Below are 24,260 nucleotides of genomic sequence, written 5' to 3' on the forward strand. Positions count from 1 at the left end.
GAGATGCGGGCTGCTGGGATGGGGACTGCGGGAACTTCGGCGTGCGGGAGATTCGGAGGTGTCGACGTGTGCCGGGTGGGAAGGCGCCGGACGGGCGGGTGCCCATGGCAGGGCCCGCTCACACACGTGGCTACGGGACCGTAGGTTACGGCCTCGTAAGTATCGCAGTGCGCGACATCGCGGCAAGAGGCAGCGAATCGGCCCGGACCGTCGACACCTATCCTTGGATCGGTCGGACAGCGCGGTCCGCTCTGTATCTCCCCCGGTTCCACCGCCGGGACCCCTCCCAGACGTGCCCACCCAGTCTTCCGCCACGCCAACCGGCGGGATTCACCGCAAGGAGCCGCACCTGTGAGCAGTGCCGACGACCAGACCGCTACCGCCGCCACCGCGAGCACCACGACCGCCTCGGCCGGTGCGAACAGCGAGCTGCGCGCCGACATCCGTCGCCTCGGCGACCTCCTCGGCGAGACCCTCGTACGCCAGGAGGGCCCCGAACTCCTCGACCTGGTGGAGAAGGTCCGCAGCCTGACCCGCGAGGACGGTGAGGCCGCCGCCCGCCTCCTCGGCGGCACCGAGCTGGAGACGGCCGCGAAGCTGGTGCGCGCCTTCTCCACCTACTTCCACCTCGCCAACGTCACCGAGCAGGTGCACCGCGGCCGCGAGCTGCGGGCCCGGCGCGCCGCCGAGGGCGGCCTGCTCGCCCGCACCGCGGACCGCCTCAAGGACGCCGACCCCGAGCACCTGCGCCAGACCGTCGAGCACCTGAACGTGCGCCCCGTCTTCACCGCGCACCCCACGGAGGCCGCCCGCCGCTCCGTGCTCAACAAGCTGCGCCGCGTCGCCGAGCTCCTGGAGACCCCGGTCATCGAGTCCGACCGGCGCCGCCACGACACCCGTCTGGCCGAGAACATCGACCTCGTCTGGCAGACCGACGAGCTGCGCGTGGTCCGCCCCGAGCCCGCCGACGAGGCCCGCAACGCCATCTACTACCTGGACGAGCTGCACGCCGGCGCCGTCGGCGACGTCCTGGAGGACCTGACCGCCGAGCTGGAGCGGGTCGGCGTGGAGCTGCCGAGCGGGACCCGCCCGCTGACCTTCGGCACCTGGATCGGCGGCGACCGCGACGGCAACCCGAACGTGACGCCCGACGTCACCTGGGAAGTCCTGATCCTCCAGCACGAGCACGGCATCAACGACGCCCTGGAGCTGATCGACGAGCTGCGCGGCTTCCTCTCCAACTCCATCCGCTACACCGGAGCCACCGAGGAACTGCTCGACTCCCTCCAGTGCGACCTGGAGCTGCTCCCGGAGATCAGCCCCCGCTACAAGCGCCTCAACGCCGAGGAGCCCTACCGCCTCAAGGCCACCTGCGTCCGGCAGAAGCTGGAGAACACCAAGCAGCGCCTGGCCAAGGGCACCGCGCACGAGCCGGGCCGGGACTACCTGGGCACGGCCGAGCTGCTGCACGACCTCACGCTCATCCAGACGTCGCTGCGCGCCCACAAGGGCGGCCTGTTCTCCGACGGCCGCATGAACCGCACCATCCGCACGCTCGCCGCCTTCGGCCTGCAGCTCGCCACCATGGACGTGCGCGAGCACGCCGACGCCCACCACCACGCCCTCGGCCAGCTCTTCGACCGGCTCGGCGAGGAGTCCTGGCGGTACGCGGACATGCCGCGCGAGTACCGGCAGAAGCTGCTCGCCAAGGAGCTGCGCTCGCGCCGCCCGCTGGCCCCCTCGCCCGCGCCCCTGGACGCGGCCGGGGAGAAGACGCTCGGGGTGTTCGGCACGGTCAAGAAGGCCCTGGACGTGTTCGGGCCCGAGGTCATCGAGTCGTACATCATCTCCATGTGCCAGGGCGCCGACGACGTGTTCGCCGCCGCCGTCCTCGCCCGCGAGGCCGGACTCGTCGACCTGCACGCGGGCTGGGCGAAGATCGGCATCGTGCCGCTCCTGGAGACCACCGACGAGCTGCGCGCCGCCGACGTCATCCTCGACGAGATGCTCGCCGACCCGTCGTACCGCAGGCTGGTCGCGCTCCGCGGGGACGTGCAGGAGGTCATGCTCGGGTACTCGGACTCCTCCAAGTTCGGCGGCATCACCACCTCGCAGTGGGAGATCCACCGCGCCCAGCGCCGCCTGCGCGACGTCGCGCACCGCTACGGCGTCCGCCTGCGGCTCTTCCACGGCCGCGGCGGCACCGTCGGCCGCGGCGGCGGCCCCTCGCACGACGCGATCCTCGCCCAGCCCTGGGGCACCCTGGAGGGCGAGATCAAGGTGACCGAGCAGGGCGAGGTCATCTCCGACAAGTACCTGGTGCCGTCCCTGGCCCGGGAGAACCTGGAACTGACGGTCGCCGCCACGCTCCAGGCCTCCGCCCTGCACACCGCGCCCCGACAGTCCGACGAGGCCCTGGCCCGCTGGGACGCCGCGATGGACGTCGTGTCCGACGCCGCGCACGCCGCGTACCGCGAGCTGGTCGAGGACCCGGACCTGCCGACCTACTTCCTCGCCTCCACGCCGGTCGACCAGCTCGCCGACCTGCACCTGGGCTCCCGGCCCTCCCGCCGCCCCGGCTCGGGCGTCTCGCTCGACGGCCTGCGCGCCATCCCGTGGGTGTTCGGCTGGACCCAGTCGCGGCAGATCGTGCCCGGCTGGTTCGGTGTGGGCTCCGGTCTCAAGGCGCTGCGCGAGGCGGGCCTGACGGCCACCTTGGGAGGAGACGGCGTCCTCGACGAGATGCACGAGCACTGGCACTTCTTCCGGAACTTCATCTCCAACGTGGAGATGACGCTCGCCAAGACCGACCTGCGCATCGCCCGGCACTACGTGGACACGCTGGTGCCCGAGGACCTCAAGCACGTCTTCGAGGCCATCGAGGCCGAGCACGCGCTCACCGTCGCCGAGGTCCTGCGCGTCACCGGCGGCGAGCGGCTGCTCGACTCCAACCCGGTGCTCCAGCAGACCTTCTCGATCCGCGACGCCTACCTGGACCCGATCTCCTACCTCCAGGTCGCGCTCCTCAAGCGGCAGCGCGACGCGGCGGCCGCGGGCGACGAGGCCGACCCGCTGCTCGCGCGGGCACTGCTGCTCACGGTCAACGGGGTCGCGGCGGGGCTGCGCAACACCGGCTGACAGCCGCGCACTTCAGGCCGAGGGCCCCGCACCGGGAGAAGGTGCGGGGCCCTCGGCCGTGTAAGGGATGCAGGGCCCTCGGCTGTGTCACGGGTGCGGGGTCCTCGGCTGTGCTGAGGAAGCCGCGTCACAGCGGCCGTGGCGGAGAGTCAGAGCGTCAGCGCCGCGAACGCCGCCGTCAGCTGGATCCCGCCCGCCAGCGCCAGGACCGCCGCCACCCGGTTCAGCCGCAGGCCCCCGGCCACCACCACCGCGGCGAGCAGCAGCGAGCCGCCCAGCGGCAGCCAGGCGTGCAGGAAGCCGGGGCCGCCGGTGCGGACGGCCTCGTCGGAGTCGGGCTTGACGACGACCGGGATGCGCTCGCCCTTGTGGGTCGCGACCGACTTGTCGATGACGACGCGGTCCCGGGGTCTGCCGCCGGACGCGGGCGCGTACGGGCCGGTGCACTCGTCGCCGCCGCAGCGGGCGAGCGACAGCATGCCCCGCTGCTGCCCGTCCTCGGGCACCATCACGTGCCGCGCCGTCCCCCACGACGCCCAGACACCGGCGGTCAGGATCAGGGCCGCGAGGAGCGTCGCCGCGGCCCGCAGCAGGTAGGCGGGCATGGCGGCGATCCTTGGGGAAAGCACTGCAGTCAGTCAACACCGGCCGGGATGCGGGCCGTTGATTCACCCGCGTACGTCCGCGAACGTCGCAAACGCGCGCGCCGGGCGGCGCCGCGCGTCAGGAGTTGTACGCGCTCTGCGCCCGCTCCAGGCCCTCGGTCACCAGGCACTCCACCGCGTCCGCGGCGCGGTCCACGAAGTAGTCGAGTTCCTTGCGCTCGGCGGACGAGAAGTCCTTGAGGACGAAGTCGGCGACCTGCATCCGGCCCGGCGGGCGGCCGATGCCGAAGCGGACCCGGTGGTAGTCGGCGCCCATCGCCTTCGTCATCGACTTCAGACCGTTGTGGCCGTTGTCGCCGCCGCCCAGCTTCAGGCGCAGCACGCCGTAGTCGATGTCGAGTTCGTCGTGGACGGCGACGATGTTGGCCGTCGGCACCTTGTAGAAGTCGCGCAGCCCGGTGACGGGGCCGCCCGACAGGTTCATGTACGACGCGGGCTTGGCGAGGACGACGCGGCGGCTGCCGGGGCCCATCGGGCCGATGCGGCCCTCCAGGACGTGCGCCTGCGCCTTGGCGGCCCGCTTGAAGCTGCCGCCGATCCGGTCGGCGAGCAGGTCGGCGACCATGAAGCCGACGTTGTGGCGGTTCATGGCGTAGCCGGGGCCGGGGTTGCCGAGACCCACGATCAGCCAGGGTGCGCTGGGGTCCGTCGTCATCTGTGTGTCTCCTTCATGGCACCTTCATAGCGCAACCGCCGCCCAGCGCCAGGGCGCTGAGCGGCGGTCGGTACTGCCGGTCTTGAGGATCAGGCCTCGGCGGCCGCGTCGTCCGCGGACTCGGCCGGGGCCTCCTCGGCCTGCGCGGCCAGGACCTGCAGGACGACGGTGTCGTCCTCGACGGCCAGGGAGACGCCCGAGGGCAGCGTGATGTCCTTGGCGAGGACGGAGGCACCGGCCTCCAGGCCCGCGATGGAGACGCTCAGGGACTCGGGGATGTGGGTGGCCTCGGCCTCGACCGGAAGCGCGTTGAGGACGTGCTCCAGGAGGTTGGCGCCCGGGGCGAGCTCGCCCTCGGCGACCACGGGGATCTCGACGTTGACCTTCTCGCCGCGCTTCACGATGAGCAGGTCGACGTGCTTGAGGATGCCCTGACGGAGGGCGTCGCGCTGGACGGCCTTCGGGATGGCGAGCTCGGTCTTGCCCTCGATGTCCAGGGAGATCAGGACGTTGGAGGTGCGCAGGGCCATGAGCAGGGCGTGGCCGGGCAGGGTGATGTGGACCGGGTCGGTGCCGTGGCCGTACAGGACGCCGGGGACCTTGTCCTCGCGGCGGACGCGGCGGGCGGCGCCCTTGCCGAACTCGGTGCGGATCTCGGCGCTGAGCTTGACCTCAGACATGGTGCACTCCTCGTAGAAAAGGTGAACTGATGTGGTCACCCGGCCACGACTGGCCTGCTACGAAGAGCGCGTCGATAACGGACCGCCGCAGACTGCGTTCCTACGAACGCGAATGCGGCCTCCCTCGCCGAGCAACTCACACAGTCTACTCGGAAGGAAGGCCGCACCCAAAAGGATCTTGCGGGGCGCCCGGGAGGACCGGGCGGAACGGCTACGCGGGACCGCTCTGCTCCTCGAAGAGGCTGGTCACCGAGCCGTCCTCGAAGATCTCCCGGACCGCGTTGGCGATCGTCGGGGCGATCGACAGGACCGTGATCTTGTCGAGCTCCAGCTCGTTCGGCGTCGGCAGCGTGTTGGTGAACACGAACTCGCTGACCTTGGAGTTCTTCAAGCGGTCCGCGGCCGGGCCGGACAGCACGCCGTGCGTGGCCGTCACGATGACGTCCTCGGCGCCGTGCGCGAACAGCGCGTCGGCGGCGGCGCAGATCGTGCCACCGGTGTCGATCATGTCGTCCACCAGGACGCAGACGCGGCCCTCGACGTTGCCGACGACCTCGTGCACGGTGACCTGGTTGGCCACGTCCTTGTCGCGGCGCTTGTGCACGATCGCGAGCGGGGCGCCCAGGCGGTCGCACCAGCGGTCGGCGACGCGCACGCGCCCGGCGTCCGGGGAGACGACCGTGAGCTTGTCCTTGTCGACCTTGGCGCCCACGTAGTCCGCGAGGATCGGCAGCGCGAAGAGGTGGTCGACGGGGCCGTCGAAGAAGCCGACGATCTGATCGGTGTGCAGGTCGACGGTGACGATGCGGTCGGCGCCCGCTGCCTGCATCAGGTCGGCGACCAGGCGGGCCGAGATGGGCTCGCGGCCGCGGTGCTTCTTGTCCTGGCGGGCGTAGCCGTAGAACGGCACGATCACGGTGATGCTCCGCGCGGAGGCCCGCTTCAGAGCGTCGATCATGATCAGCTGCTCCATGATCCACTTATTGATCGGAGCCGTGTGGCTCTGGATCAGGAAGCAGTCGGCGCCGCGCGCCGACTCCTGGTACCGCACGTAGATCTCGCCGTTGGCGAAGTCGAAGGCCTTGGTCGGCACGACGCCGATGCCCAGCTGATGCGCGACCTCCTCGGCCAGTTCGGGGTGGGCGCGGCCGGAGAAGAACATCATCTTCTTCTCGCCGGTCGTCTTGATCCCGCTCACAGCACAGTCTCCTCAGACGTGTTCCCTGGTCGCGAGGTGTACTCGCGCGAACCAGCCGATTTCGTGCACCTATCAGCTTTGTGCACCTATCACGGTACGCGGTGTCAGGCGCACCTGTTTCCGGTCAGCTTTCGCCGGCCGGGGTCTCAGGGGTTCGGGCGGCTGCCTCGGCGGCCCGCGCCGCCGCGCTGCCCGGCCGCTTGCGGGCCACCCAACCCTCGATATTCCGTTGCTGGCCACGGGCGACGGCCAGCGAACCGGCCGGCACGTCCTTCGTGATCACGGAACCCGCGGCGGTGTAGGCGCCGTCGCCGATCGTGACAGGCGCCACAAACATGTTGTCCGAACCCGTCTTGCAGTGCGCTCCCACCGTCGTGTGGTGCTTGGCCTCACCGTCGTAGTTCACGAACACGCTCGCGGCACCGATGTTGGAGTACTCGCCGATCGTCGCGTCGCCCACGTAACTCAGGTGCGGGACCTTGGTGCCCTCGCCGATCGTCGCGTTCTTCATCTCCACGTACGTACCCGCCTTGGCCTTGAGACCGAGCCGGGTGCCCGGCCGCAGATACGCGAACGGGCCGACGCTCGCCTGCTCGCCCACCTCGGCGTTGTCCGCGACGGTGTTGTCCACGCGGGCGCCCGCACCCACCGTGGTGTCCTTCAGCCGGGTGTTGGGGCCGACCTCGCAGCCCTCGCCCAGGTGCGTGCGGCCCTGGAGCTGGGTGCCCGGGTGCACCACGGCGTCGCGCTCGACGGTGACGCCCGCGTCGATCCAGGTGGAGGCCGGGTCGACGACGGTGACGCCCGCGAGCATCGCCTCGGTGAGCAGCCGGTCGTTCAGGACCCGGCGGGCGTCGGCGAGTTGGACGCGGTTGTTGATGCCCGCGATCTCGCGGTGGTCCCCGGCGACGCAGGCGCCGACGCGGTGCCCGGCCTCGCGCAGGATGCCGAGGACGTCCGTCAGGTACTCCTCGCCCTGGCTGTTGTCGGTGCGGACCTTGCCGAGGGCGTCGGCGAGGAGCTGCCCGTCGAAGGCGAACACACCGGAGTTGATCTCGCGGATGGCGCGCTGCGAGTCCGTCGCGTCCTTGTGCTCGACGATCGCCGTCACGGCGCCGGACGCGCCGTCGCGCACGATGCGGCCGTAGCCCGTCGCGTCGGGCACCTCGGCGGTCAGAACGGTCACGGCGTTGCCGTCGGCGGAGTGCGTGGCGGCCAGGCTCGTGAGCGTCGCGCCGGTCAGCAGCGGGGTGTCGCCGCAGACCACGACGACGGTGCCGTCGATGCTGCCGGGGGCGCCGCCCAGCTCCTCCAGGCCCATCCGCACGGCGTGGCCCGTGCCGTTCTGCTGGGCCTGGAAGGCGGTGCGGACCTCGGGGTCGATCCCGGCGAGGTGCGCGATCACGCGCTCGCTCTCGTGCCCGACGACGGCGACCAGGCGCTCGGGGGACAGCTCGCGGGCGGCGGCGAGCACGTGTCCGACGAGGGAACGGCCGCAGATCTCGTGCAGGACCTTCGGCACGGCCGACTTCATACGGGTGCCCTCACCCGCTGCGAGGACGACGACGGCTGCCGGGCGATTGGCGCTCACAGGGGTGCCCTTCGGCTTCGGATGCTTGGGGAGTGGTCATCCGCAGGATACCGGGGCGTAGTGGGGCGGCCGCATGCCCCGGGGCAAGCCCGGACCAGCCGCCCGGGGAACGCCGACCCGCGCGCGGGCCCGCACACGCGAAGCGGGTCCCCACCGTGATGGTGGGGACCCGCTCGGCGTACTGCTCCCGGGGAAGGAATCGAACCCTCATTCAATGGACCAAAACCATTTGTCCTGCCATTAGACGACCCGGGAATGGGCCGCGCGCCGCCCCGGTGGGATCACCGGCTCGGCGTGCGGCTAACACTATGCCGTACGGCCTGCCTCCGGTGCGACGGTACGAGTCGGCGCCCTGGGCCCGGTGCACCACTCGGCGCGCGACCCGGTGCATCCCCGCGCCGTCCGGTGCGTCCCCGCGCAGCCCGGGGCCGCCGGGCCCGAAACTCACCGGAAAACGCGACGCCGACGCCCGTACGCTGGAAGGCATGACCACGACGGGGGAAAGCGACACCGCGGCCAGGACCGGGCCGTGGTGGTGGGAGAGGCGGCGCAGTGCCGTCCTGGACGTGGGGCTCGGCCTCGCGTCCGCGTCCGAGTGCGGTGTCGAGGGCGTGCAGTTCGCCGACGACGCGGGCATCCCGGTCGCGGTCGGCGTGACCTTCGGGGTGCTCGCCGGGTCCGCCCTCGTGCTGCGGCGCCGCTGGCCGATCGCGGTCGTGCTGATCTCCGTCGCGATCACGCCCGCCCGCATGGGCATCCTGATGGCCATCGTCGGCCTCTACACCCTCGCCGCCTCCGAGCTGCCGCGCCGCATCATCGGCGCCCTCGCGGGCATGTCCCTCGCGGGCACGCTGATCGTCACGTTCGTGCGCACCAACCAGGACATGGCCAACGGCGACCTGACCATCGGCGAGGGCTTCATACCGTTCATCGCCATCAGCACCTCCCTCGGCGTCACCGCCCCGCCGGTCCTCCTCGGTCTGTACGTGGGCGCGCGCCGCCGCCTCATGGAGTCCCTGCGCGAGCGCGCCGACAGCCTGGAGCGGGAGCTGCAACTGCTCGCGGAGCGCGCCGAGGAGCGCGCGGAGTGGGCCCGCGGCGAGGAACGCACCCGGATCGCCCGCGACATGCACGACGTGGTCGCGCACCGGGTGAGCCTGATGGTCGTGCACGCGGCGGCGCTGCAGGCCGTGGCCCGCAAGGACCCGGAGAAGGCCGTGAAGAACGCCGCCCTGGTCGGCGACATGGGCCGCCAGGCCCTGACCGAGCTGCGCCAGATGCTGGGCGTGCTGCGGGCCGGTGACACCCCGCCGAAACCGGCGCCCGCCCCCGCGCCCGTCCCGCTGGCCGCCGTCGGTGAGGCCGCCGACCGGGCCGCCTCGCGCGCCGGGCCCGTCGCGGGCCCCGGCGCCGCCGCCCCCGAGCTTCCCGAAGGCCCGTGCCTGGCCGAGCTGGACGAGCTCGTGGACCAGTCGCGGGCCGCGGGCATGGCCGTCGACCTGTCCGTGGACGGCGACACCCGGGCTTATGCGGCCGACGTGGAGGAGACCGCGTACCGCGTCGTCCAGGAAGCCCTCACCAACGTCCACAAGCACGCCGCGGGTGCGAAGACCTATGTGCGGCTCGCGCACCGCGACGCCGAGATCGCCATGCAGGTGGAGAACGGCCCGCCCCCGGAGGCCGGCCCGGCCGAGGTGCTGCTGCCCAGCGGCGGCAACGGCCTGGTCGGCATGAAGGAGCGGGTGACCGCGCTCGGTGGCGTGTTCGTGTCGGGGCCGACGGACGCGGGCGGGTTCAAGGTGTCGGCGGTGCTGCCGGCGTCGGCCGGTCAGTGATCTTCCTCATACGGGTGCGGGGGCGGGGCGTCAGCCCGTCGTGAGCCGTACCGGCTGTGTGCCCGCCACCAGCGTGGTGAGCGCCTGGTCGAGGTGGCGGCCCAGGAACCAGTCGCCGCTGTGGTCGAGGCTGTAGACCCGGCCCTCCGCGTCCATGGCGAGCAGCGCCTGTGTCTGGGTCTCCTCGCCGATCGGACAGACCTCCGTGCCGAGCGCGCGCCCCAGGTCGCCGAGGGTGCGGGCCATGTGCAGGCCGTACATCGGGTCCAGGTGGAGGGTCGCCGGGGCTATCTGGCGGCCGGGCCCCTGCGGCGTGACGTGCAGCCCGCCGAACTCCGCCCAGGCCTCCACGGCCGCCGGGAACACGGCGTGCTGGTGGCCCGCGGGCGAGGTGTGCCGGCGCAGGACGTCGGCCCAGATCTCGGCCTGCTTGATGTCCCAGCGGCCCGGGCGCCAGCCGGCGGTGCGCAGGGCGGCGTCGACGGGCACGGGGAAGCGGGTGGAGTTCTCGGTGTGCATGGCATTGCCCTCGTGGTGCGGGTGCGGGTGCGGATGGCGGCGGCCGGTGCGCGCGGCACCGGGGGTCGTCAGCGGGCTGGCGGCCCGCGTCACGCGTCGGGCGCGGTCGGGTCGACGACGCGGACGCCGAAGTGCGCGGTGAGGGCGGTGCAGGAGCGGCACGGGCGGGCGAAGGCGCCGTGCAGGGGGTCGCCGTCCTCGCGGATGCGGCGGGTGGTGAGCTTGGCGTGCTTGAGGGCCTTGCGCGCTTCGCCGTTGGTCATCGGCTTGCGCGAGGCCCGTTTGGAACGCCCGGCGTCGGCGGTGGTCAGGTGCCGGGAGATGAGGACGGCCTCCGCGCAGCGCCCCGTGAAGCGCTCGCGCTGGCCGCTGGTGAGGGCGTCGAGGAAGTCCTGGACGAGCGGATGCAGGTCGGGCAGGTCCTCGCCGCGCCTCGGGGTGCTGGTCAGGGTGGTGCCGCGGACCGAAAGGGCGGCGGCCACGGTGGGCAGGATGCCGTCGCGGCGGTGGTGCAGGACCGGGGCCCCGACGGGCTCGCTGCTCCAGCCGACGCGCGGGTCGCCGGGGTCGGCGGTGGCGGTCGAGCCGGGCGCCGGGCCGGGTGTCGTGCGGGTGGTTCCGGAGCTGGTGACAGGTGTGCCGTTCGCGTTGGACATGCCGGTTGGTGCCGTGTGCATGTGGTGTTTCCCTCCCCGTGCCCGCGGTGTCAGCCGCCGGTGCCACGCCCCCGCGTTGCGGGAACAGACTGCCAAATGGGGCGCGTGGTGCGGAAGCTGGGGCTGTACGACACGCCTGGGTTTCGCCTCTGGGTGACGGGTTCGTGGCGGGTGGTCACGGATCCGGGGCCCGGTGACCGGTGCCGTTCTTACGCTTAGGCTGTCGCTGTCCGTGAACCTCACAGTGCCGCAGGAGGGCATCCGCCATGACGCAAGGTGGGCCAGGTCGGCTCGGGCAGCAAGCCGCGCCGCCGAACGCGGCCTACGCCGGGCAGGTGGTCCACTTCCCGGACCCGGTGCGGGCCGCCCGGCACCCCAGAGGGGTGCGGGTGGACGGTGACGGCTTCCCGGACTTCGCGCCGTACGCGCGCGCCGCGGCCGAGATCGCCGAGCCGCCCGCGGGCTTCGGCGTGGACGAGCTGCGGCTGACGGACTACGTCTCGGCGAACGCGGCGCTCGCCGCGTCCGGCCACGAGCTGTGGGACACCATCCCCGCGGTGGCCACCCCGCACGGCTGGACCTGGCACCACGCGCGCGACAGCCGCCGCCTGCAGCTGGTCCCGGTCGAGGTCAAGGCGCTGCTCCGGCACCACGGCGGCATCGCCACGGCGCCCGTCGACCAGGACAAGCGCGGCACCCGCCCGCTGCAGGAGACCCGGCCCGCGCACCTGGCCCTGCCGAAGACGGCCGTCGCCGTCACCGAGGGCCAGATCGCGGGTGTCGAGGAGGACCTCGGCTACCGCCTGCCCGGCGCCTACCGCTCCTTCCTGAAGGCGGCCGGCGGCTGCGCCCCGGTCGGCACGGCCCTCGACGCGGAGCTGGGGCTCCTCGTCGACCAGCCGTTCTTCACGGTCCGCGACGAGGCCGCGATCAACGACATCCTGTACGTCAACAAGTGCCTGCGCGACCACCTCACCAAGGACTACCTGGGCGTGGGCTTCGTCCAGGGCGGCCTGCTCGCCGTGAAGGTCAAGGGCGACCGGATCGGTTCGGTGTGGTTCTGCGCGTACGACGACGTACGGGACGTGGACGCCTCCTGGGCGCCCGCCGAGCGCGTGCAGCGGCTGCTGCTGCCGTGCGGCGACGACTTCGACGCCTTCCTCTCCCGGCTCGCGGGCAGCCCGCCCGAGCTGGAGACCGTGGCGAACCTGATGGTGGACGGCGGCTTCGCGCGCGCCGTCCCGGTGGGGGAGTGAGCTCCGAATGGTGACCTTCGCGCAGGCGCAGGAGCGCGCCGAGGAATGGATCAACGGTGACGTGGCCGCGCCCGGCCACCGCGAGGTGCGGGTGCGGGAGTTCGAGCTCGGCTTCGTCGTGTGGGCGGAGGACCGCGAGGGCGGCCCCCGCTCGGACGGCGGCCACCAGCGGCTCGTCATCGCCCGCGACAGCGGCGAGGCGACCCTGTGGCCCGCCCTGCCGGTGGGCGAGGTGATCCGCCGCTACGAAGAGGAGTACGGCGTGCCGGAGTCGGCACCCGATCCGGCTCCCGAGCCGCCCCAGCGCATGGACCTGAACCAGACGTCGTTCCTGTTGAGCCCCCCGGAGTGGCTCCAGGAGGCGGCGGACAAGCTGGGGATTCCGGATCGTCGGGGATCCGGTGGGGACACTGGTGGGGGCGCCCAAGGTGGTGCTGGGGCCGGTGCTGGTGATTCTGCCGATGCCGGTTCCGGTACGGGAGTTGGCGCCGGTTCCGGTGCGGGTGCCGGCGTCGCTGCCGCTGCGGGGGCTTCCGGGCCGTCGGTGGGCGAGCCGCTTCCGACCATGGCCGGGCCGGGTCCGGCGGCCGCGCCCGAGGCTCCGGCCGCGCAGGCCGCCCCCGGTGTGCCCGACGGCGGTACGCCGTGGCCCTCGGCCGGGGCGCCGGGTGGCGCGTCGGGCTCCGGCGCCGGTGCCGGGGCGGCGGCGCCCGGGGTGCCCGCGTCGGCGACGCCGTGGGCCGGTACGGACACGAACACGGACGCCGACGACGTGGCGGTGCCGCTGCCCGCGACGGTGTTCTCGCCGCCGCTGACGTTCGACGGCGGCGACGGCAACGAGGAGCAGCCGCCCTCGGTGCCCCCGGAGGCCAAGACCGCGCTGATGTCCGGCGGCAGCCAGCTCCCGAGGACGGCGATCGCGCCCGCCCTGGACGAGCCCAGGACCGGTGCGCCGGGTCCGGACCTGCCGCCGCCGCCCGCGGGTGCCGCGGTGCCCGGTTCCGACCTGCCGCCGCCCGCGGGGTACACGCCCGCCGGGTCTCCGGTCGGCGGGGCCACCATGCCGCCGCCTCCGGCTGGTTCGGCGGTGGGCGGTCCCCACCTGCCGCCGCCGCCCGGTGGTTCGGGGGCGGGCGCTCCGTCTCCGTACGGGTATCCGCAGGGTCCGGACGCGTCCGGCGCGGGTGCGCCGGGTGTCCCGGGTGGTGCGCCTGGCGTTCCCGCCGGGAGTACGCCGCCTCCGGGTGCCCAGCCTGTTCCGGGTGCTCCGGGTGCTCCGGGTGCTCCCGGTGCTCCGGCTGCTCCGGGTGCGGGTGCGCCCGCGGGTGGATACGTACCGACGCAGCTGATGTCGCCGCTCGGGCCGGACGGCCAGGCTCCGGGTGCCCCTGGGGCTCCTGGTGCGCCTGCCGCGCCCGCGGCTCCCGGCGCCCCGCAGCCTCCGGGTGCTCCCGGTGCGCCGGGTACGCCCCCCGGTGGTGTGCATCACGCGGCGACGATGTTGGCCGACCCGAGCCTGGGTGGCGGCGTGAAGCCGCCGGGCGCGCCGGGTGCTCCTGGTGCCCCCGGGGCCCCGCAGCCTCCCGGTCCGCCTGGCGCCCCTGGCGCCCCGCAGCCTCCCGGTGCTCCCGGTGCGCCGGGTACGCCCCCCGGTGCTGTGCATCACGCGGCGACGATGTTGGCCGACCCGAGCCTGGGCGGTGGCCTGAAGCCGCCTGGCGCCCCTGGCGCGCCCGGCGCCCCGCAGCCCCCCGGCCCGCCCGGAGCCCCTGGTGCGCCCGGTGCCCCGCAAGCCCCCGGTGCGCCTGGCGCTCCCGGCGCCCCCGGAGCCCCGGGTGGCGGCGTCCACCACGCCGCCACCATGCTCGCGGGCCCGGCCGTCGGCGGCCCCGGCGCACCCATGCCGCCCGGCGCTCCCGGCGCCCCCGGTATGCCCGGCGCCCCCCTGCCCCCCGGCGTACCCGGAGGCCCGGGTGCCCCCGGCATGCCCCCGCCCGCCCAGGGCATGGCCCCCGGCCAGCCGTACGGCTACCCTCAGCCGCCGACCGGTCAGCCCACCGTCGGCCCCGGCTACCAGGCCGTGTTGCGCTACCGCGCGCCCGACGGGTCCGAGCAGCAGGTCATCCGGCGTTCGGCGCCCGGTACGCCGCACCCGGAGTGGCAGATCTTCCACGAGCTGCGCTCCATGAACATCCCGCCGGACCAGGTCCTGGAGCTGCACACCGAGCTGGAGTCCTGCGATCTGCCGGGCGCGTACTGCGCGCGGATGATCCGGGAGACCTGGCCGCAGGCGCGCATCACCTCGATCGCGCCGTACGGCAAGGACCACGCCTCGCGGCAGGGGGGCATGCACCAACTGCTCGCGCACCAGGGCGAGCTGCACCAGGTCGCGGACGGCCCGGCGCGCCCCGCGCCGGTGCGCGCGCCGCTGCCGCAGGTGCCGCCCGCGCCCGCGGTGCCGCCGGAGGGTGTGGCCCAGGAGCTGGCCGGGGCGTTCGGCCCGGGGGTCTTCCGGTTCGACCAGCGGTCGGTGTCCCGCCAGGGCGTGCCGGACGTGGTGGCGCACACGCTCGTCGTGGCGGGTCTTCCCGTCGACTTCGGGCCGTTCTTCTGGGCGCAGGCCCAGCCGGGCCGTCCGGTGCCCACGCTGGCCGAGATGGCGCAGGAGCGGGGTGTGCAGCCCGCGTCGGACTCCGGTTCGTACCTCGTCATGGGCAGTGACTTCGGGCGGGCGATCTGCGTCCAGTACGGCACCGCGAACATCGTGGCCGTGCCGGTCGAGGCGGGCCCCGGCGGTGCGCCGGTGCCGCCGCAGTTCGTGAACACCGGCCTGCCCGAGTTCGTCCGCTGCCTCGGGCTGCTCGGCCGGATGTGGCGGCTGCGCTACGGGCTCAACCAGGAGCAGGCGGGCCGCTGGACCGTCGACTTCCAGACGCAGCTCGCCGCGCTCGACCCGGCCGCGCTCGCCTCGCCGGAGAGCTGGTGGTCGGTGCTCCTGGAGCAGATGTGGGACGGACTCCTGTGATCCGCCCGAGCCGGCTCCCGTAACCCGTACGAGGCACGGGAAAACAGCTGAACGAGGCGCCCGACCTGGGGAACAGGTCGGGCGCCTCGCTCGTGCGCGCTCGCGTACGCGGGTGGCTCGCCGAGCTCGCTCAGAGCTTCGTCGTACTGCTTGACGACAACCCGATTCCGACTTCTGGCGCCAATTGACGCATCCTTGACCGGATGGGATGGGCGGAGTGTCGCGTTATGACCACTTCCGCTTGATCCATCAAGATGTGCGCCAATCGCGTTGTACGCGGTCGGCGCGACGGCGAGAGTCTGTGTGGGCGAAAGAGGGGATCAAGGATGAGCGGCAGCGGTGTGTCGGTATCACCTCATGGCTTCGTCGCCGTGCGCGGGCGCGGCTACCGTCCCGGGCAGGTGGAGGTCTACGCCGACGCGCTGTCCCAGGACCGCGACGCGGCGTGGGAGCGGGCCGCCCGCCTCACCGTCCTCGCCAGGGACATGGACGCGGAGGCCGCGCGCATGCGCGAGGTCGTCGCGCGGCTCGCTCCGCAGACGTACGAGACGCTGGGGCAGCGCGCGCAGTACCTCCTCGTGCTGACCGAGGAGGAGGGTGCGGCCGTACGGGACGCGGCGGCGGCCGCGGCGCGCGAGACCGAGGAGGCCGCGGCGGCCGGGGCGGCGGCGCTCGCCGAGTCCGCGCGGGCGTACGCCGACTCGGTGTGCGGCGAGGCGGACGAACGGGCCCGGCAGCGGCTGCTCGCGGACGGCGCCACCGCCGACGAGGTGCGGCTCGGCGCCCGTACGGATGCCAAGGAGTGGCGCGGCGAGGCGCTTGCCGCGCTGCGCGACATGCGGCAGCGCACCAGCGGGCTCCTCGCCGACCTGGAGAAGGAGCACACCGAACGCTGGGAGGCCGCCGAACGCGAGATCGCCGAGCGGGAAGCCGAGGCCGAGGCCCACGAGGCCTCCCTCGTCGCCGCCGCCGAGGCCCGCCTCGCCGCCGCCGAACGGGCCAAGGCACAGGCCGAGGAGGCCACCCGGCACGGCCAGGAGAATGCCGAGGCCCGCGCCGCGGACCTGCTCGCCCGCGCCCGCATGCGCGAGGAACGCATCGTCCGCGAGACCGAACGCACCCTCCGCGAACACGGTGAACGCCGGGACGAGGCCCGCGCCCACATGGACAACGTGCGCAGCAGCCTCGCCGCCCTGACCGGCCGTGGCCCCCAGGACGACCCCGACCGCACCCCGGACGACGGCCCGGGCACGGTCCCGGGCCCCGCCTCCGGCACGGACTCCTGACCCGGGCCCGTGGTCACCGCCTACCGTCCACGCGCCCCGCGAGCCCCCGCCAGGATGAACGGCTCCACCGCCTCGTAGCGGGCCCGTTGCTCGCGCTGGACCGGGGGGCGGGACGTGACGGTGCCGAGCCAGCCCAGGAGGAAGCCGAGGGGGATGGAGGCGAGGCCGGTGGTGGTGAAGGGGAACCAGTTGAAGTCGTGGGCGGGGAAGGCGGCGTTGGGGGAGCCGGAGACCAGGTTGGTGCCGGTCATGAGGACGACGCAGCCGACGGTGCCGCCGATGAGGGTCCACAGGAGGCCCGCCCGGGTGAAGCGGCGCCAGAACAGGGTGTAGATCAGGGCGGGGGCCAGTACCGACGCGCCCAGGCAGAACGACAGGGTCACCAGCGGCTGGAGGCTGCGGTCCTGGATGAGGACGGCGAGGGTGATCGCCAGGGCGCCCACGGCCAGGGCGCAGCCGCGGGCGAGCGTCATCTCCTTGCGGGGCGGCAGGTCGCGGCGGCAGGCCGCGAACACGTCGTGTGCGAGGGAGTTGGCGCAGGCCAGGATCATGCCGGCCACCGAGGCGAGCAGGGTGAGGAAGATCGCGGTGGCCACTGTGGTGAAGAGGAGGGTTTCCGCGGTCGACGCGTCCGGGCCGAACACCGCCCGCGTACCCAGGAGATAGGCCGTGTTCCCCTGCGCGTCGTGCGCCGACACCGCCGCCCGCCCGAGCATCGCCGTCGTACCGAAACCGATCACCGTGATGATCAGGACGAAGAGGGCGACCGACGACACCGCCCAGGACAAGGAGCGCCGTATCTCGGGGGCGCTGCGGGCCGTGTACATGCGCATCGTGATGTGCGGCAGGCACGCCCCGCCGAGCACCACCGTCAGCTCGGAGCTGATCATGTCCAGGCGTGGCGCCGCCCCGCCGTCGAACTGCAGCCCCGACCGGAGGTACGCGGGCCCCAGTTCGCTGCCGCGCTGCGCGGCGGCGAGCAGCGCCCCGGGGTCCCAGTCGAAGCGGCGCAGGATCAGTACGGCGACGACCGTGCCGGAGCCCAGCAGGATCACGATCTTGAGGATCTGGATGAGCGCGGTGCCCTTCATGCCCCCGATCGCCGCGTAGCTGATCATCAGCGCCCCGAGCGCGATCACGCACCCGGTCTTCAGGCCGGGGCTCGAGAACCCCAGGATGAACGCCAGCAGATCGCCCGCGCCCGCCAGTTGGACCAGCATGAGGGGGAGCAGGGCGGCCAGCGTCGCCGCGCAGGCGGTGGCGCGCACCACCCGGCCCGGCATCCGGCGCGCCAGTACGTCCCCCATCGTGAACCTGCCCGCGTTCCTGAGCGGTTCGGCCAGCAGGAACATCAGGAGCATCAGGGAGAGCGACGTGCTCAGGGCCAGGACCACGCCGTCGTAGCCGAGCAGCGCGATCACGCCGGTCGTGCCGAGCACGGACGCGGCGGAGATGTAGTCGCCCGCGATGGCCAGGCCGTTGCGCAGCGGCGTGAGGCTGCCGTACCCGGTGTAGAACTCGCCGAGCCCGTCGCGGTCCGGGCCCGTCATCACGCACAGCAGCAGCGTCAGCGTGACGACGGCGGTGAAGGCCACCAGGGACATGCTCTGCGCGGTGTCAGCGGCGCTCGTCACGGCTCGCCTCCAGTTCCGCCAGCTTGCGCAGGCGCGCGGCGAGTTGGTCGAGCCGTCGCCGCGCCGTGAACTCGTACAGCGCTATGGCGGCGCACATCACCGGCAGTTGTACGAGGCCGAGCAGCAGCCCCGTCGTCAGGCCGCCGGAGACCTCGCTGTTCATGAGCGACGGCGCGCAGCCGGACAGGGTGAGGAAGAGGGTGAAGTAGCCGAGCGCGGTGAGGGTGGCGACGCGGCGCTGGCGGCGGTAGGCGGTGCGCAGGACGCGCAGGTCACGGTGGTTGCCGAGCGCGGGGTGGCGGGGTGCGGAGCGGGGTGGGGGTGGTGGCGGTGGGGGGACGGGCTGCCAGGGGTAGGTGGCGTACGACGGGGACGAGTCGTGCGGAGGGCGGGTCATCCCGGTTCTCCTCTCCAAGCGCGGCTTCGGTCCGGTGCGGACCGCGAGGGAGCGAGGGGCGAGAACGCTACTTGCTGGTAGAGGGGGCGCGCGGGGTTTTCGCCATACTGGTCGGTCGGTATGGGTTCGGTGGGGGTCTCGGCGGGCGGCGAATGGGTCAACCAGGGCTTTTGGGACGGGTGTTGAGTGTCAGGGGCACCGAGTTTCAGCCGGGTGTGCCGGGTGTATCGGTCGTGCCGGGGGCGCTGGACGTGCCGGGGGCGCTGGGCGTGCTGGGCGCGCCGGGCCCCTCCGGTGCCCCCGACTCCGCCGGTGCCTCCTGGATGACGGGGAACCGTCGCGGCGCCACGAACAGCAGCACCAGCAGGCACACCACCGCCGCGCACGCCGCGCCCACGTACACGGCGTCGACGGCCGCGTCGACCGCGCGCCGCAGCCGGTCCGCGTCCGCCACCGAGTCCGGGTCGTCCAGCGCCTTCGCCACCGCGTCCAGCGAGCCCGCGCCGCCGAGCTTCGCGCTGAGCACCCCGTTGGCGACCGCGCCGAACAGCGCGGCGCCGACCGTCTGGCCGATCTGGCGGCAGAACAGGACGGAGGCGGTGGTCGTGCCGCGCTCCGCCCAGCCGACGGTCGACTGGACGCCGACGATCAGCGGGAGTTGGAAGAGGCCGAGCGCCGCGCCGAGCAGCAGCATGAGCAGGGCGGGCTGCCAGGCCGAGCCGGGGTAGGGAAGGAGCGGGAAGGCGAACAGGACGCACGCGGCGGCGCCGATGCCGAGCATCGCGGTGTTGCGGAAGCCGATGCGCCGGTACACGTGCTGGCTGAGCGCCGCCGACACCGGCCAGCTCAGGGTCATCACGGAGAGCACGAAACCGGCGGCCATGGGCGCGAGTTGGAGCACCGACTGGGCGTACGTCGGCAGGAAGACCGTGGGCGCCACCATCACCAGGCCGAGCGAGCCGAGCGCGAGGTTCACGGCGGCGATGGGGCGGCGCCGCCACACCCAGCCCGGGATGATCGGGTCGGCCGCGCGCCGCTCGATGACGACGACGGCCACGACGCACGACAGCCCGCCCGCGAACAGCGCGAGCGACGGCGCGGACAGCCAGCCCCAGGCGACCCCACCCTGCACGAGCGCGGTCAACAGCACGCCCCCGGCGGCGAAGACGGCGAGCGCTCCGGGCCAGTCGATACGTTTCCACACCTCGCCGCGCGACCCGGGCGCCCCGGCCGTACGGGCGGGTTCGTGCAGGTGGCGAACGATCAGCCACAGTGCGAGCGCACCGATCGGCAGGTTGATCAGGAAAATCCAGCGCCAGTCCGTGTACGCGGTGATGAGGCCGCCCACCGCGGGGCCCGCGACCGCCGAAGTGGCCCACACCGTCGACAGCCTGGCCTGTATCTTCGGGCGCTCCTTGAGCGGGTACAGGTCGGCGGCGAGGGTCTGGACGGTGCCCTGGAGGGCGCCGCCGCCGAGGCCCTGGACGACGCGGAAGGCGATCAGGGCGCCCATGTTCCAGGCGAGCGCGCACAGGGCCGAGCCGAGCAGGAACAGGACGCAGCCCGCGATCAGGACGGGCTTGCGGCCGAAGGTGTCGGAGAGCTTGCCGTACACCGGCAGGGTGACCGTCGCGGCGAGCAGATAGCCGGAGAACAGCCAGGAGAAGACGGAGAAGCCGCCGAGGGTGCCGACGATCTGCGGGACGGCCGTCGAGACGATGGTGGCGTCGAGGGCGGCGAGCGCCATGACGAGCATGAGCGCGGCGACGACGGCTCCGCGCCGGTCCGGGCGGCGGTCGTGCACGTGGTCCGGCCCGGGTGTCCCCGCCTCGTCCTGCGGCATCCCAAGATTCCTTCCCCCTGCACCTATTGCCTCGGGTCACCTTCTCACCGGTCGGGCCCCTGAGGGGAGGGTGGAGGTTCTCTCGGCAGACAGGAGGGGATCCCGGTCGGCGAGAGGGTGGAGCGACCCTGAGAAGCGCTCCACCGCCGGGTGGAGATCCCCTAGGGGGACCTCCGTACTACGGACAGGGAGACGTTGGTACCGGCGGAGGACGAGAGCGTCTGACCTGGTCCTTAGATTGGCTTTATGCCGCGGGGCCGGAGCACGGGCCCCGAGCACTGAGACGAACCTCAGCTTCGGGGGTGGGGTTTTCCCCAGCAAAAGACTGCGCTCTGCACCAGGGCGTCGGAGTACCCCCGCGGACCAGACTGATCCACGTGAGCAAGGGGTACGACCGGCGGCCCGGCGGGCGGTCGGGCAAGCGCAGCAGGCAGTGCGGCACCGGGCTCATCTCATCACCGACATAGGAGACTTACCGTGACAACGGCTGTGACCACTCCCAGGCACGGGGGTACTGGAGGGCGTACGGCCGTGGCGGCTCGGGCACGCCAGGTCGTCAAGGCGTATGGCACCGGCGAGACCCGCGTCGTGGCCCTCGACCACATCGACGTGGACATCGCCCGCGGGCAGTTCACCGCGATCATGGGCCCGTCCGGGTCCGGCAAGTCCACGCTGATGCACTGCCTCGCGGGCCTCGACACCGTCTCCTCCGGGCAGATCTATCTGGACGAGACCGAGATCACCGGCCTGAAGGACAAGAAGCTCACGCAACTGCGCCGGGACCGGATCGGCTTCATCTTCCAGGCGTTCAACCTGCTGCCGACGCTCAACGCCATCGAGAACATCACGCTCCCGATGGACATAGCGGGCCGCAAGCCCGACCGCGGCTGGCTGGACCAGGTCGTCGAGACCGTCGGCCTCGCCGGACGCCTCAAGCACCGCCCGACCGAGCTGTCCGGCGGCCAGCAGCAGCGCGTCGCCGTGGCCCGCGCCCTGGCGTCCCGCCCGGAGATCATCTTCGGCGACGAGCCGACCGGAAACCTGGACTCCCGCGCGGGCGCCGAGGTCCTCGGCTTCCTGCGCCGCTCGGTGACCGAGCTGGGCCAGACCATCGTGATGGTCACGCACGACCCGGTCGCCGCGTCGTACGCGGACCGGGTGCTGTATCTCGCGGACGGCCGCATCGTCGACGAGATGTACAACCCCACCGCGGACCAGGTCCTGGACCGCATGAAGCACTTCGACGCCCGGGGGCGCACGTCATGACCGTCCTCAAGACCTCGATGCGCAACTTCCTCGCGCACAAGGGACGCATGGCGCTCTCCGCGGTCGCCGTCGTCCTCTCGGTGGCCTTCGTGTGCGGCACGCTCGTCTTCTCGGACACGATGAGCACCACCTTCGACAAGCTCTTCGCGGCGACGTCCTCCGACGTCACCGTCAAGCCCAAGGACGCCGGGGACGGCGGCGACGAGGGGCCGAAGACCGGCAAGCCCGAGACGCTGCCCGCCTCCGTGATCGCCCAGGTCAAGAAGGCCGACGGCGTGAAGTCCGTCGAGGGCGGCATCACCAGCGACAGCGTCACAGTCGCCGACTCCAGGAACAAGAACATGGGCCCGTCCAGCGGCGCCCCCACCCTCGCGGGCAACTGGACGAAGAACGACCTGCGTTCCATGGAGATCACCTCCGGGCACGCCCCGCGCGGACCCACCCAGGTGATGGTCGACGCCGACACCGCCGACAAGCACGACCTCAAGATCGGCGACGAGCTGCGCACCATCACCGCCGCCGGTGACTTCAAGGCGAAGATCTCAGGCATCGCCACCTTCAAGGTGACCAACCCGGGCGCGGCCGTCTTCTACTTCGACACCGAGACCGCCCAGCGCGAACTGCTCGGCGCCACCGGCCGGTTCACCCACCTGAGCATCAACGCCGCGAGCGGCTTCAGCGACCAGCAGGTGAAGGACAACGTCACCAGGACGCTCGCCGGTGACGCCGCCGCGTACAAGGTCAAGACGCAGAAGGAGAGCGCGGACGACGACCGCAAGTCCGTCGGCGGCTTCCTGGACGTGATGAAGTACGCGATGCTCGGCTTCGCCGGGATCGCCTTCCTCGTCGGCATCTTCCTCATCATCAACACCTTCTCGATGCTGGTCGCCCAGCGCACCCGCGAGATCGGCCTGATGCGGGCCATCGGCTCCAGCCGCAAGCAGGTCAACCGCTCGGTCCTGGTCGAGGCGCTGCTCCTGGGCGTGGTCGGCTCGATCCTCGGCGTCGGCGCGGGCATCGGCCTCGCGGTCGGCCTGATGAAGCTGATGTCCGGCGTGGGCATGGAGCTGTCCACGAAGGACCTCACCATCGCCTGGACGACCCCCGTGGTGGGCCTGGCGCTCGGCATCATCGTCACCGTCCTCGCCGCGTATCTCCCGGCCCGCCGGGCAGGCAAGGTCTCCCCGATGGCCGCGCTGCGCGACGCCGGTACGCCGGCCGACGGCAAGGCCAGCGCGCTGCGGGCCCTGATCGGACTCGTCCTCACCGGCGCCGGAGGCTTCGCCCTCTACACCGCCGGGCAGGCGGACAAGGCCAGCGAGGGCTCCCTGCTCCTGGGCGGCGGCGTCGTCCTCAGCCTCATCGGCTTCGTGGTCATCGGCCCGGTCCTCGCCTCCTTCGTGGTCCGGGTGATCAGCGCGCTGATCCTGCGGATGTTCGGCCCCGTCGGCCGCATGGCCGAGCGGAACGCGCTGCGCAACCCGCGTCGTACGGGTGCCACGGGCGCCGCCCTGATGATCGGCCTCGCCCTGGTGGCCTGCCTCTCCGTGGTCGGTTCCTCGATGGTCGCCTCGGCCACGGACGAGCTGGACAAGTCGGTGGGCGCGGACTTCATCATCCAGGCCGGCTCGCAGAGCCTCACGGCCAAGGCCGAGGACAAGCTGAAGAAGACTCCGTACATCTCGCACTTCACCCGCAACAAGGAGATCAACGCCGACCTCACCCTGCCGGACGGCAAGACCAGCAAGGACGCGGAGCTCAGCGCCGCCGACCCGACGTACGCGAAGGACCTGCGCCGCGACACCGTCGCCGGTGAGCAGTCCGCCGCCTACGGCAAGGGCGCGATGTCGGTGGGCGAGGACTTCGCCAAGAAGCACCACCTGAAGGTCGGCGACAAGCTGAAGGTCGACTTCGACCACGGCCGCACCGCCGAGCTGAAGCTCGCCGCGATCACGTCGGAGGACGGGTCGTTCGACAAGGGCGCGATGTACGTGAACATCGCCACGGTCGAGCAGTACGTGCCCGCCAACCGGATGCCGCTGACCGAGATCGCCTTCGCCAAGGCCGTCGACGGCAAGCAGGAGCAGGCCTACCAGGCCCTCAAGGACACCCTGAAGACCTACCCGCAGTACAAGGTGCAGGACCAGACCGACTTCAAGCAGAGCCTGAAGGACCAGGTCGGCCAGATGCTGAACATGGTCTACGGCCTCCTCGGCCTCGCGATCATCGTCGCCATCCTGGGAGTCGTGAACACCCTGGCCCTCTCGGTGGTCGAGCGGACCCGCGAGATCGGGCTGATGCGGGCCATCGGGCTCTCCCGCCGCCAGCTGCGCCGCATGATCCGACTGGAGTCGGTGGTCATCGCCCTCTTCGGTGCCCTCCTCGGCCTCGGCCTGGGCATGGGCTGGGGCGCGACGGCCCAGAAGCTGCTCGCCCTGGAGGGCCTGAAGGTCCTGGAGATCCCCTGGACGACGATCATCACGGTCTTCATCGGCTCGGCCTTCGTGGGCCTGTTCGCCGCGCTGGTGCCCGCGTTCCGGGCGGGCCGGATGAACGTCCTGAACGCGATCGCCACCGAATAGCCACTGCGACGGGGGAACGGGGGAACGGGGGAGG

The 24,260-nt window shown here is 72.5% G+C and carries 17 protein-coding genes and 1 tRNA gene; 7 read left to right on the forward strand and 11 right to left on the reverse strand.

The genetic code is table 11. The features are described 5' to 3' along the window. Nucleotides 1–351 precede the first annotated feature (351 nt). Entirely contained in the window at nucleotides 352–3,138 is a 2,787-nt protein-coding gene (gene ppc / locus IE274_RS15780) for a phosphoenolpyruvate carboxylase (protein ID WP_372446989.1), read from the forward strand. A gap of 149 nt (nucleotides 3,139–3,287) precedes the next feature. Here ppc and IE274_RS15785 read toward each other — a convergent pair whose 3' ends face one another. The 6 genes from IE274_RS15785 to IE274_RS15810 form a co-directional block, all read right to left on the reverse strand. Continuing rightward, entirely contained in the window at nucleotides 3,288–3,743 is a 456-nt protein-coding gene (locus IE274_RS15785) for a hypothetical protein (RefSeq protein ID WP_190116347.1), read from the reverse strand. 118 nt (nucleotides 3,744–3,861) lie between these two features. Then, on the reverse strand, nucleotides 3,862–4,458 hold the full coding sequence (pth, locus tag IE274_RS15790; RefSeq protein WP_190116348.1) for an aminoacyl-tRNA hydrolase: 597 nt from the start codon (nucleotides 4,456–4,458) through the stop codon (nucleotides 3,862–3,864). 89 nt (nucleotides 4,459–4,547) lie between these two features. Next, entirely contained in the window at nucleotides 4,548–5,138 is a 591-nt protein-coding gene (locus IE274_RS15795) for a 50S ribosomal protein L25/general stress protein Ctc (RefSeq protein ID WP_190116349.1), read from the reverse strand. Nucleotides 5,139–5,349: 211 nt separating this feature from the next. After that, the gene (locus IE274_RS15800; protein ID WP_190116350.1) at nucleotides 5,350–6,336 is read right to left on the reverse strand and encodes a ribose-phosphate diphosphokinase; all 987 of its coding nucleotides are present in this window, start codon (nucleotides 6,334–6,336) and stop codon (nucleotides 5,350–5,352) included. A 124-nt stretch (nucleotides 6,337–6,460) separates the two neighbouring features. Then, nucleotides 6,461–7,927, reverse strand: coding sequence for a bifunctional UDP-N-acetylglucosamine diphosphorylase/glucosamine-1-phosphate N-acetyltransferase GlmU (glmU, locus tag IE274_RS15805; RefSeq protein ID WP_190116351.1), 1,467 nt, complete (start codon nucleotides 7,925–7,927; stop codon nucleotides 6,461–6,463). A 184-nt stretch (nucleotides 7,928–8,111) separates the two neighbouring features. Further along, a tRNA-Gln gene (locus IE274_RS15810) sits at nucleotides 8,112–8,182 on the reverse strand. A gap of 230 nt (nucleotides 8,183–8,412) precedes the next feature. Here IE274_RS15810 and IE274_RS15815 point away from each other — a divergent pair. Beyond that, nucleotides 8,413–9,762 carry a sensor histidine kinase gene (locus tag IE274_RS15815; protein ID WP_190116352.1) on the forward strand — a complete coding sequence of 450 codons (1,350 nt, stop codon included), beginning with the start codon at nucleotides 8,413–8,415 and terminating at the stop codon, nucleotides 9,760–9,762. Nucleotides 9,763–9,792: 30 nt separating this feature from the next. Here the strand turns inward: IE274_RS15815 and IE274_RS15820 are convergent, their stop codons facing one another. Both IE274_RS15820 and IE274_RS15825 read right to left on the reverse strand, forming a co-directional pair. Then, on the reverse strand, nucleotides 9,793–10,281 hold the full coding sequence (locus IE274_RS15820) for an SUKH-3 domain-containing protein (RefSeq protein WP_190116515.1): 489 nt from the start codon (nucleotides 10,279–10,281) through the stop codon (nucleotides 9,793–9,795). Between the two features lie 89 nt (nucleotides 10,282–10,370). Then, the gene (locus IE274_RS15825) at nucleotides 10,371–10,937 is read right to left on the reverse strand and encodes a YwqJ-related putative deaminase (RefSeq protein WP_190116516.1); all 567 of its coding nucleotides are present in this window, start codon (nucleotides 10,935–10,937) and stop codon (nucleotides 10,371–10,373) included. Between the two features lie 266 nt (nucleotides 10,938–11,203). Here IE274_RS15825 and IE274_RS15830 point away from each other — a divergent pair, with 266 nt between their 5' ends. From IE274_RS15830 to IE274_RS39505, 3 genes are all read left to right on the forward strand, one after another. After that, a complete protein-coding gene (locus IE274_RS15830) occupies nucleotides 11,204–12,193 on the forward strand; it encodes an SMI1/KNR4 family protein (RefSeq protein WP_190116353.1) in 990 nt (329 codons plus the stop codon). Between the two features lie 7 nt (nucleotides 12,194–12,200). After that, on the forward strand, nucleotides 12,201–15,218 hold the full coding sequence (locus IE274_RS15835; RefSeq protein ID WP_190116354.1) for an SUKH-4 family immunity protein: 3,018 nt from the start codon (nucleotides 12,201–12,203) through the stop codon (nucleotides 15,216–15,218). A 326-nt stretch (nucleotides 15,219–15,544) separates the two neighbouring features. After that, a complete protein-coding gene (locus IE274_RS39505) occupies nucleotides 15,545–16,504 on the forward strand; it encodes a cellulose-binding protein (protein WP_229909565.1) in 960 nt (319 codons plus the stop codon). Nucleotides 16,505–16,524: 20 nt separating this feature from the next. Here IE274_RS39505 and IE274_RS15845 read toward each other — a convergent pair whose 3' ends face one another. The 3 genes from IE274_RS15845 to IE274_RS15855 all read right to left on the reverse strand — a co-directional run bounded on the left by IE274_RS15845 (nucleotide 16,525) and on the right by IE274_RS15855 (nucleotide 20,378). After that, entirely contained in the window at nucleotides 16,525–18,108 is a 1,584-nt protein-coding gene (locus tag IE274_RS15845) for a sodium/solute symporter (protein ID WP_190116518.1), read from the reverse strand. Between the two features lie 13 nt (nucleotides 18,109–18,121). Then, complete coding sequence (locus IE274_RS15850) at nucleotides 18,122–18,535, reverse strand: DUF485 domain-containing protein (protein ID WP_190116355.1); 414 nt, start codon at nucleotides 18,533–18,535, stop codon at nucleotides 18,122–18,124. A 205-nt stretch (nucleotides 18,536–18,740) separates the two neighbouring features. After that, nucleotides 18,741–20,378 carry an MFS transporter gene (locus tag IE274_RS15855; protein ID WP_229909566.1) on the reverse strand — a complete coding sequence of 546 codons (1,638 nt, stop codon included), beginning with the start codon at nucleotides 20,376–20,378 and terminating at the stop codon, nucleotides 18,741–18,743. Nucleotides 20,379–20,855: 477 nt separating this feature from the next. On the opposite strand from IE274_RS15855, the gene IE274_RS15860 reads away from it, so the two are divergent. Both IE274_RS15860 and IE274_RS15865 read left to right on the forward strand, forming a co-directional pair. Next, a complete protein-coding gene (locus IE274_RS15860; protein WP_030360651.1) occupies nucleotides 20,856–21,644 on the forward strand; it encodes an ABC transporter ATP-binding protein in 789 nt (262 codons plus the stop codon). After that, nucleotides 21,641–24,226, forward strand: coding sequence for an ABC transporter permease (locus IE274_RS15865; protein ID WP_190116356.1), 2,586 nt, complete (start codon nucleotides 21,641–21,643; stop codon nucleotides 24,224–24,226). Before IE274_RS15860 ends, IE274_RS15865 begins: the two co-directional genes overlap by 4 nt. The last annotated feature ends 34 nt before the right edge of the window (nucleotides 24,227–24,260 follow it).

The sequence above is a fragment of the Streptomyces flavofungini genome, from assembly GCF_014650815.1.
In the GTDB taxonomy this organism is placed as follows: Bacteria; Actinomycetota; Actinomycetes; order Streptomycetales; family Streptomycetaceae; genus Streptomyces; species Streptomyces flavofungini.

What these genes read in the sequence shown, in the direction of transcription:
- IE274_RS15825 (WP_190116516.1), bottom strand. Translation starts at nt 10,937, where the DNA reads ATGTCCAACGCGAACGGCACACCTGTCACCAGCTCCGGAACCACCCGC.
- IE274_RS15785 (WP_190116347.1), bottom strand. Translation starts at nt 3,743, where the DNA reads ATGCCCGCCTACCTGCTGCGGGCCGCGGCGACGCTCCTCGCGGCCCTG.
- IE274_RS15865 (WP_190116356.1), top strand. Translation starts at nt 21,641, where the DNA reads ATGACCGTCCTCAAGACCTCGATGCGCAACTTCCTCGCGCACAAGGGA.
- IE274_RS15815 (WP_190116352.1), top strand. Translation starts at nt 8,413, where the DNA reads ATGACCACGACGGGGGAAAGCGACACCGCGGCCAGGACCGGGCCGTGG.
- pth (WP_190116348.1), bottom strand. Translation starts at nt 4,458, where the DNA reads ATGACGACGGACCCCAGCGCACCCTGGCTGATCGTGGGTCTCGGCAAC.
- IE274_RS15820 (WP_190116515.1), bottom strand. Translation starts at nt 10,281, where the DNA reads ATGCACACCGAGAACTCCACCCGCTTCCCCGTGCCCGTCGACGCCGCC.
- IE274_RS15845 (WP_190116518.1), bottom strand. Translation starts at nt 18,108, where the DNA reads ATGTCCCTGGTGGCCTTCACCGCCGTCGTCACGCTGACGCTGCTGCTG.
- IE274_RS15795 (WP_190116349.1), bottom strand. Translation starts at nt 5,138, where the DNA reads ATGTCTGAGGTCAAGCTCAGCGCCGAGATCCGCACCGAGTTCGGCAAG.
- IE274_RS15850 (WP_190116355.1), bottom strand. Translation starts at nt 18,535, where the DNA reads ATGACCCGCCCTCCGCACGACTCGTCCCCGTCGTACGCCACCTACCCC.
- IE274_RS39505 (WP_229909565.1), top strand. Translation starts at nt 15,545, where the DNA reads ATGAGCGGCAGCGGTGTGTCGGTATCACCTCATGGCTTCGTCGCCGTG.
- IE274_RS15835 (WP_190116354.1), top strand. Translation starts at nt 12,201, where the DNA reads ATGGTGACCTTCGCGCAGGCGCAGGAGCGCGCCGAGGAATGGATCAAC.
- IE274_RS15855 (WP_229909566.1), bottom strand. Translation starts at nt 20,378, where the DNA reads ATGCCGCAGGACGAGGCGGGGACACCCGGGCCGGACCACGTGCACGAC.
- IE274_RS15830 (WP_190116353.1), top strand. Translation starts at nt 11,204, where the DNA reads ATGACGCAAGGTGGGCCAGGTCGGCTCGGGCAGCAAGCCGCGCCGCCG.